A 9,045-nucleotide genomic window follows, 5' to 3' on the forward strand; every position below is an offset into this window, starting at 1 on the left:
TTTGTCTACACCCTCCTAGCAACGTACCCATCAATCCCAGCTCAACGCCCCACCAGTCTGATACTCAATAACCCGAGTCTCAAAGAAATTCTTCTCTTTCTTCAGGTCCATGATCTCGCTCATCCAAGGAAACGGATTCGTCGTCCCTGGATACTCTTCCTTCAACCCAATCTGGCTCAAACGACGGTTAGCGATAAACTTCAGGTAATCCTCCATCATCGCCGCGTTCATGCCCAGCACGCCGCGGGGCATGGTGTCGCGGGCGTATTCGATTTCCAGCTGGGTGCCTTGCAGGATCATCTGCGTGGCTTCTTCTTTCATCTCGGCATCCCACAGGTGTGGGTTTTCGATTTTGATCTGGTTGATCACGTCGATGCCGAAGTTCAGGTGCATGGACTCGTCGCGCAGGATGTACTGGAACTGCTCGGCGACGCCGGTCATCTTGTTGCGGCGGCCCATGGAGAGGATCTGGGTGAAGCCGCAATAGAAGAAGATGCCTTCCAGTACGCAGTAGTAAGCGATCAGGTTGCGCAGCAACTCTTTGTCGGTTTCGACGGTGCCGGTTTCGAACTTCGGATCGGAGATCGAACGGGTGTACTTCAGGCCCCAGGCCGCTTTTTTAGCGACCGATGGGATCTCGTGGTACATGTTGAAGATCTCGCCTTCATCCATGGCCAGCGATTCGATGCAGTACTGGTAGGCGTGGGTGTGGATCGCCTCTTCGAAGGCTTGGCGCAGGATGTATTGGCGGCACTCCGGGTTGGTGATCAGGCGGTACACGGCCAGCACCAGGTTGTTGGCAACCAGCGAGTCGGCAGTGGAGAAGAAGCCCAGGTTGCGCATGACGATGCGGCGCTCGTCGTCAGTCAGGCCTTCCGGGTTTTTCCAGAGGGCGATGTCGGCGGTCATGTTGACTTCTTGCGGCATCCAGTGGTTTGCGCAACCGTCCAGGTACTTCTGCCAGGCCCAGTCGTACTTGAAAGGTACGAGCTGGTTGAGGTCGGCGCGGCAGTTGATCATCATTTTTTCGTCAACCGCGACGCGGGCGCTGGCGCCTTCGAGCTCGGCCAGGCCTTCAGCGACGTCCAGTGCGTCCAGCGCTTTCTTGGCGCGGATCAGGGCGGCGGAGTCGGCGGCGGTAACGGCGCGGGCTTCCTGGGCTGCGAGGCCACCGGCGCTGTCGAGGCGGTCCATGTTGGCTTCGTTGGCGTGGCCGGCGTTGGTCGCTTTGGCGACTACTTCGCCGTCTTCCTTATCGAATTCGTCCCAGCTCAGCATGGTGTAATTCTCCTGCTTGAGGGTCAGTCGGGTGGACTGGCCTGTTGGATCCAGAGGGGGTGTTGCTTGCTTTTAAGGTGTTGCGCGCAAGGAACATGAATTTTTGGCTTTTTAGGCCTTTGGGTGAGGAGGAGGGTGACAAGGGCATGTGTGTCCTTGCCGACCTCTTCGCGGACAAGTCCGCTCCTACAGGTACAGCGTCAGGCTTGGTGGCCTCTCGCTCCCACAGGGTTGTGTTTATCCTGTGGGGCGAGGTGGGTTTGCCTTACTGGCAAGCCTCACAATCCGGCTCGTCGATTGCGCAAGCCTTTGGCACTGGGGCCGGGCCGGCCGGTGCTGCTTCGGTTGGACGCGGGGCGGTGATCGCCGAGTCGTCCGGGCCGTGGCCGCCGCTCGATACTGCGTTGAGCTTGCCGGTGTTGACGGTGGACTTCTCGGTGCTGGTCGCGGCCAGGGCACGGAGGTAGTAGGTGGTTTTCAGACCACGGTACCAGGCCATGCGGTAGGTCACGTCCAGCTTCTTGCCCGATGCGCCAGCGATGTACAGGTTCAGCGACTGAGCCTGGTCGATCCACTTCTGACGACGGCTTGCCGCGTCGACGATCCACTTCGTGTCTACTTCGAAGGCAGTCGCGTAAAGCTCTTTGAGCTCCTGCGGGATGCGCTCGATCTGCTGTACCGAACCGTCGTAGTACTTCAGGTCGTTGATCATGACCGAGTCCCACAGGTCGCGGGCCTTGAGGTCGCGAACCAGGTACGGGTTGATCACGGTGAATTCGCCGGACAGGTTCGATTTCACGTAGAGGTTCTGATAGGTCGGTTCGATCGACTGCGACACGCCAGTGATGTTGGCGATGGTGGCGGTCGGTGCGATGGCCATGATGTTCGAGTTACGGATACCTTTCTGCACACGGGCACGAACCGGCGCCCAGTCCAAGGTTTCCTTCAGGTCGACATCGATGTACTTCTCGCCACGCTGCTCGATCAGGATCTGTTGCGAATCCAGCGGCAGGATGCCTTTGGACCACAGCGAACCCTGGAACGTCTCGTAGGCACCGCGCTCGTCGGCCAGGTCGCAGGACGCCTGGATGGCGTAGTAGCTGACGGCTTCCATGGACGTGTCGGCGAACTGCACCGCAGCGTCGGAACCGTACGGGATGTGCTGCAGGTACAGCGCATCCTGGAAGCCCATGATGCCCAGGCCGACCGGACGGTGGCGCAGGTTGGAGTTCTTGGCCTGCGGCACGGAGTAGTAGTTGATGTCGATAACGTTATCGAGCATGCGCACTGCTACATCGACGGTGCGCTTGAGCTTGTCGGTGTCCAGCTTGCCGTTGACGATGTGGTTCGGCAGGTTGATCGAGCCCAGGTTGCAGACCGCGATCTCGTCCTTGTTGGTGTTCAGGGTAATCTCGGTGCACAGGTTCGAGCTGTGAACCACGCCCACGTGCTGCTGCGGGCTGCGCAGGTTGCACGGGTCCTTGAAGGTCAGCCAAGGGTGGCCGGTTTCGAACAGCATCGAGAGCATCTTGCGCCACAGATCCTTGGCCTGGATGGTCTTGAACAGTTTGATCTTGCCTGGGTATTCGGTCAGCGCTTCGTAGTACTCGTAACGCTCCTGGAAGGCCTTGCCGGTCAGGTCGTGCAGATCCGGTACTTCGGATGGCGAGAACAGGGTCCACGGGCCGTCGTCGAAGACGCGCTTCATGAACAGGTCAGGGATCCAGTTGGCGGTGTTCATGTCGTGGGTACGACGACGGTCATCACCGGTGTTCTTGCGCAGCTCGATGAACTCTTCGATGTCCATGTGCCAGGTTTCCAGGTAGGCACAGACAGCGCCCTTGCGCTTGCCGCCCTGGTTGACCGCAACGGCGGTGTCGTTGACCACTTTCAGGAACGGCACGACGCCTTGCGACTTGCCGTTGGTGCCCTTGATGTACGAGCCCAGCGCACGAACCGGCGTCCAGTCGTTGCCCAGACCGCCTGCGAATTTGGACAGCATGGCGTTGTCGTGGATCGCGTGGTAGATGCCCGACAGGTCATCCGGCACGGTGGTCAGGTAGCAGCTGGACAGCTGTGGACGCAGGGTACCGGCGTTGAACAGCGTCGGGGTCGAGGACATGTAGTCGAACGACGACAGCAGGTTGTAGAACTCGATGGCGCGGTCTTCACGGGCTTTCTCTTCGATTGCCAGGCCCATGGCCACACGCATGAAGAAGATCTGTGGCAGTTCGAAACGTACGCCATCCTTGTGGATGAAGTAACGGTCGTACAGGGTTTGCAGGCCCAGGTAGGTGAACTGCTGATCGCGCTCGTGGTTGATGGCCTTGCCGAGTTTTTCGAGGTCGAATTCGGCCAGTACAGGGTTGAGCAGTTCGAACTTGATACCGGTGGCGACGTAGGCAGGCAGCGCCTTGGCGTACAGGTCGGCCATTTCGTGGTGGGTGGCGCTGTCGGCGACACCGAGGAAACCCAGGCCTTCGGCGCGCAGGGTGTCCATCAGCAGGCGGGCGGTGACGAACGAGTAGTTCGGCTCACGCTCGACCAGGGTACGTGCGGTCATGACCAGTGCGGTGTTGACGTCTTTCAGCGCCACGCCGTCATACAGGTTTTTCAGGGTTTCGGTCTGGATCAGGTTGGCGTCGACTTCAGCCAGGCCTTCACACGCTTCGGTAACGATGGTGTTCAGACGACCCATGTCCAGCGGCGCAAAGCTGCCGTCGGCGAGGGTGATGCGGATCGACGGGTGAGCCTGGACCTGATCTTCAGGGGCACGAACGGCACGCTCCTTGGCGCGCGAATCACGGTAGATGACGTAGTCGCGAGCCACTTTCTGCTCGCCGGCACGCATCAGCGCCAGTTCGACCTGATCCTGGATTTCTTCGATGTGGATGGTGCCGCCCGAAGGCATGCGCCGTTTGAACGTGGCGCTGACCTGTTCGGTCAGGCGGGCAACGGTGTCGTGGATGCGCGACGAGGCGGCAGCGTTGCCGCCCTCAACTGCAAGAAACGCCTTGGTGATGGCAACGGTGATCTTGTCATCCGTGTAAGGAACGACAGTGCCGTTACGCTTGATCACGCGCAGTTGACCGGGAGCAGTGGCAGACAGGTCCTGTGGGGTCTGGCTGGCCTGCGGCGCGCCGGTCGGCGAGTTCTCGCGAGTTGTGTCTGTTTGCATGTGTGACTCCACGTTCTTTAAGTTTGTTCGGGCATTGCTGCCCACCGTTTCGTTTCGAGCAGTAAGTCGCAAAAGGCGACTCAAGGGCTCCAAAACGAAGGTGGAAGCGGGAGGTGCAGCCGCTTCCAGGTTTTGAAGCCAAAAAGGACCGGGCTGTGCCCGATCCTTTGAAAATCCGATGAAGAATGCGTGTTCGATGTTGCAAAACGTGTACGGGATGGCTCTGGCTCAAGCGCGAGCGGTTTGGGTACCTAAACCGGCTTGAAGTTCAACCCCTCAGACGCAACAAAAATGCTTGAATTTCCCATTTGAGTTGTGCTGGTGTTTTTGCGCAAAACCCCACATGTAGGGTGTGTCTCGCCGCCGGGCTACAAGATAATGCGTTTTGGACATGAATTGCAACGCACCGCCTGTGGATAAAGTGTGTGTAGTTTGTGTATGAATCGCACACCATGCGTGTAGGCCGCATAACTACTGGATCGTGACCGTTTGTCACCGATTTCTGTAGGTGCTGGCGACAGGTTGCTGATTTTTGAGGGCGCGAACCCTATCACAAAAAAACGCTGCTGCAAGACCTGTCTGGCATGTGATGTGCTAAGACGCGCCGGGTGTCGTGCGAGGTGGGTGGCGGTTGCTACACTCGCCTGCGACGCGGTGCCGCAACCCTTGTTTTGAATAACAACAATGGGTCAATCACAACAAGGGGAGATTGCTTTGGAGCCACACACCTGGCATGTACTGATTGTCGAAGATGACCAGCGACTGGCCGAGCTGACCAGCGATTACCTGCACAACAACGGCCTGCGCGTAAGTATTGAGGGCAATGGCGCGCTGGCGGCGGCGCGGATCATCGCCGAACAGCCGGATCTGGTGATTCTTGACCTGATGCTGCCCGGCGAGGACGGTTTCAGTATCTGTCGCTCGGTACGTGACCGTTACGACGGGCCGATTCTGATGCTCACCGCGCGCACCGATGACACCGATCATATTCAGGGGCTGGATACCGGGGCTGACGATTTCGTCTGCAAACCGGTGCATCCGCGCGTGCTGCTGGCGCGTATTCATGCCTTGCTGCGCCGCAGTGAAGCGCCACAGGTGCCTGCAGCAGAGCTGCGGCGGTTGGTGTTCGGCCCCTTGGTGGTGGACAACGCCCTGCGCGAGGCCTGGCTGCGCGAGCAGAGCATCGAACTGACCGGCGCCGAATTCGACCTGCTGTGGCTGCTGGTGGCCAACGCCGGGCGCACGCTGTCCCGCGAGGAAATCTTCACTGCGCTGCGCGGTGTGGGTTATGACGGGCAGGATCGTTCTATCGATGTGCGTATCTCGCGCATCCGCCCGAAAATCGGCGACGACCCCATCCACCCGCGTCTGATCAAGACCGTGCGCAGCAAGGGCTATCTGTTTGTGCCCGAAGCGGCGCAGGACATGAGCGGCCACGTGTTCAGCGGCTGACCTTATGAACTCGATCTTTCTGCGGATCTACGGCGGCATGCTCGGCGTACTGGTACTGGTCGCGCTGCTTGGCGTGTTCGCCCTGCACGTGCTCAATCAGTCGCGCGGCGAGCAATACCGCGAACGTCTGGCCCACGGCACCTTTACGGTGATGGCCGATAACCTTGTGCCGCTCAACGACATCGAGCGCCGCCGCGCCCTGGCGATCTGGGAGCGCTTGCTGGGGATTCCCCTCAGCCTGCAAAGCATCGAGCAGGCTGGACTGGACAGCGGCGCGCGCGGTCGTCTGGCGCGTGGGCAGGTGGTGGTCGAGCAGATCGGCCCGCACGCCGCCAGGGTGTATCGTCAACTGAACGACAAGGAACCGCTGCTGCTGAGCGGCGAGGTGCAGCAGATCACCGAGCAACTGGCGCGAGCCACTATTTACCTGCTGATCGACGAGCTGGTGCGCTTTCCGGTCGATGAGCAACCGGCACGCCTGCAAGCCCTGCGCATCGACAAGGGCTTTGGTTTCGACTTGCATCTGTTGGCGCTGGACCAGGCTGACCTGGACGATGACCAGCGCCGCCGCATCTATGAAGGCGACACGGTGATGGCGCTGGGCAAGGGCGGCGACTCGATCCGCGTGCTGGCCGGGATCGTCGACACCAACTGGGTGCTGGAAATCGGCCCGCTGTATCAGATGAACCCCTATCCGCTGCACTGGCTGCTGGTGATCGCCTTGATGGGCCTGTGTTTCATCGGTCTGGTGGTGTATTTGCTGGTGCGGCGTCTGGAGCGGCGCGTGTTGGAGCTGGAAGCTGCAGCGACGCAGATCGCCCAAGGCAGCCTGCAAACCCGCGTGCCGACCGAGGGTTCCGACTCGGTGGGGCGTGTGGCGGCGGCGTTCAACAGTATGGCCGAGCACCTGCAACGCTCGCTGATGATCCAGCGCGAACTGGTACGCGCGGTGTCTCACGAGTTGCGCACGCCGGTTGCACGCTTGCGTTTCGGTCTGGAGATGGTCAGCGACGCCACCACTCCCGAGGCGCGGCGCAAATACATGCGCGGCATGGACAGCGATATTCAGGACCTCGACAAGCTGGTCGATGAAATGCTCACTTACGCGCGCCTTGAGCAAGGCGCGCCGACCCTGAACTTCCAGCGTGTCGATCTGGATGCGCTGATCGATCAGGTGATCGCCGAACTGGCACCCTTGCGCGCCGATGTGCGGGTTTCACGGGGCGAATGCCTGAGGGCCGAAGAGTGTGAGGCTGCCTGGGTCGAGGGCGAGCCGCGCTACCTGCACCGCGCGGTGCAGAACCTGGTGAGCAATGCGCTGCGCCATGCCGAGAGCGAGGTGCGCATCAGCTATCGGCTGGAGGCGCAGCAGTGCCGTATCGACGTGGACGACGATGGTCTTGGCGTTCCGGAACAGGCGTGGGAACAGATTTTTACACCGTTCATGCGCATCGATGACAGCCGCACCCGAGCCTCGGGCGGGCATGGGCTGGGTTTGTCGATCGTGCGGCGGATCATCCATTGGCATGAAGGTCGTGCGCTGATCGGGCATAGCGTCAGCCTGGGCGGGGCGTGCTTCAGCCTGTCCTGGCCGCGCACGCAGGTGCCGCGTTGAGCTTGCCGTCGTTTGTCGGGCCATTTGCGCGGTTCGGGCGGACATTGCTGACGGCGGATGATGCGCGCCCGGTGGTGACGTTGCCTGATCTGCTGCAACCCGAGCGTCTCGATCAACTGCTGCTGGCTGTTTATGGGCCGCAGTTGATGCCCGGTCAATTGCCGGTGCTGGTGTCGCAGTGGGCCAAGTTTTACTTCATGCAACTGATTCCGCCGGTGCTGGTGGCCAGCCTGGTGCATGACTGGCATTGGCCGTTGCAGGTGGAGCAGGTGGCGCTGGCGCTGGACGAGCGCGGCGTGCCGAACGGCGTCAGGCTGGCGGAGGAGGGACGCGTCTGGCGGGGTATGTCGGTTGATCCGTTTCAGCGCTTTGCCGGATTGCTCGATGACAATCTTCAGCCCTTCATTGCATCGCTGAGCGCTTATGGCGGACTGCCTGCCGCGGTGTTATGGAGCAGCGCCGGGGATTATCTGGAGGGCTGCCTTGCTCAACTGGCCACGTGCAGTGATGTGTCGCTGGCTGCGGGGCTGGCGCTGTTAAGCGAGAAGAAAAGGCCGGACGGGCGCGCCAATCCTCTGTTTCAGGCAGTGCGTTATGTGCCGCAGGCGCAGGGCGGCGAACCACGCAGGCAACGGCGTGTGTGCTGTTTGAGTCATCGGGTCGAGTGGGTTGGGCGTTGCGAACATTGTCCGCTGTCCGGCTGATCAGCCTTCGACTGCGACCAGACTCAACAGATGATCGCCCAGCACACTGAACTGGCCGTCGAGTTCCTTGCCTGCGTGCCACTCGCTGGACAGATCGATGAGCAGGCGCAAGCGGGCGCTGCCGTCGGCGGACCATTCAAGCAGTTGCGCGTCTTCAAAATAGAAGCGCTTTTGCACGATGGGATAGAGCGCTTTGAACAGCGCTTCCTTGATCGAAAAGGTCAGGGTCACGCGCAGCGCGACTTGATCCTGCGCGCCTGCTGCCATGTCGGCCAGCTCGGCAGCCGTCAGAATTTCCCCGGCCAGTCGCGAGGCACGCTCATGGCTCAGCAGGTTTTCCGTGTCCAGCCCCAGTCCGCGCCATTGCCGCTTGTTCGCCACCACAGCGGCGGCCCAGCCGGTGCTGTGGGTGATCGAGCCACAGACATCAGCGGGCCAGACCGGCGCGCGGTCTTCCCCCACCACCGGAACATGTAAGCGGCCATCCAGCTGACGCATGGCTTCGCGGGCGCAGAGACGACCGGCGAGGAATTCAGTCTGACGCTTGGCGACCGAGCGCTGAATGCTCGCAGGCATCTGCACCGCACAGCGCTGAAAATCGCCGTCGATCAGCTTGAGCGGATCAAAATGTCCACTCACCAGTACCGCTCCCGGCAAGGCTTGTGGCAACGGCCAATGCCAGATCAGTTCCGGGCAGCAGATGGGGAGGTCGGATAGTCGAGTCATGGGCGGCATTTTGCCGGGGGAATGGGTTGGAGGGAAGGGCACTGGTAATATCTGCGTCCTCTTGCGACGCAAAGCGTCGAGAACTGCATTCC

At 60.7% G+C, this 9,045-nt stretch carries 6 protein-coding genes; 3 read left to right on the top strand and 3 right to left on the bottom strand.

Annotated elements, in window-relative coordinates; genetic code table 11:
• Nucleotides 1-30 precede the first annotated feature (30 nt).
• Entirely contained in the window at nt 31-1,278 is a 1,248-nt protein-coding gene (locus tag ALO64_RS12365) for a ribonucleotide-diphosphate reductase subunit beta (RefSeq protein ID WP_002554639.1), read from the bottom strand.
• A gap of 265 nt (nt 1,279-1,543) precedes the next feature.
• Nucleotides 1,544-4,456, bottom strand: a complete 2,913-nt coding sequence (locus ALO64_RS12370; RefSeq protein WP_002554636.1) for a ribonucleoside-diphosphate reductase subunit alpha — start codon at nt 4,454-4,456, stop codon at nt 1,544-1,546.
• Nucleotides 4,457-5,140: 684 nt separating this feature from the next.
• Between ALO64_RS12370 and ALO64_RS12375 the strand changes: the two genes are divergently transcribed.
• The 3 genes from ALO64_RS12375 to fhuF are packed head-to-tail and all read left to right on the top strand — an operon-like array spanning nt 5,141 to nt 8,227.
• Complete coding sequence (locus tag ALO64_RS12375) at nt 5,141-5,908, top strand: response regulator transcription factor (RefSeq protein WP_161794678.1); 768 nt, start codon at nt 5,141-5,143, stop codon at nt 5,906-5,908.
• Between the two features lie 4 nt (nt 5,909-5,912).
• Nucleotides 5,913-7,523, top strand: coding sequence for an ATP-binding protein (locus ALO64_RS12380; protein WP_044343373.1), 1,611 nt, complete (start codon nt 5,913-5,915; stop codon nt 7,521-7,523).
• Nucleotides 7,481-8,227: a siderophore-iron reductase FhuF gene (fhuF, locus tag ALO64_RS12385; protein WP_005731226.1), complete on the top strand. Its 747-nt coding sequence runs from the start codon at nt 7,481-7,483 to the stop codon at nt 8,225-8,227. The genes ALO64_RS12380 and fhuF overlap by 43 nt, the downstream gene beginning before the upstream one ends.
• On the opposite strand, the gene ALO64_RS12390 is transcribed toward fhuF, so the two are convergent.
• Entirely contained in the window at nt 8,228-8,953 is a 726-nt protein-coding gene (locus ALO64_RS12390; protein ID WP_198140127.1) for a 4'-phosphopantetheinyl transferase family protein, read from the bottom strand.
• Nucleotides 8,954-9,045: the final 92 nt, after the last annotated feature.

It is taken from the genome of Pseudomonas meliae, assembly GCF_001400515.1.
Taxonomy (GTDB): domain Bacteria; phylum Pseudomonadota; class Gammaproteobacteria; order Pseudomonadales; family Pseudomonadaceae; genus Aquipseudomonas; species Aquipseudomonas amygdali.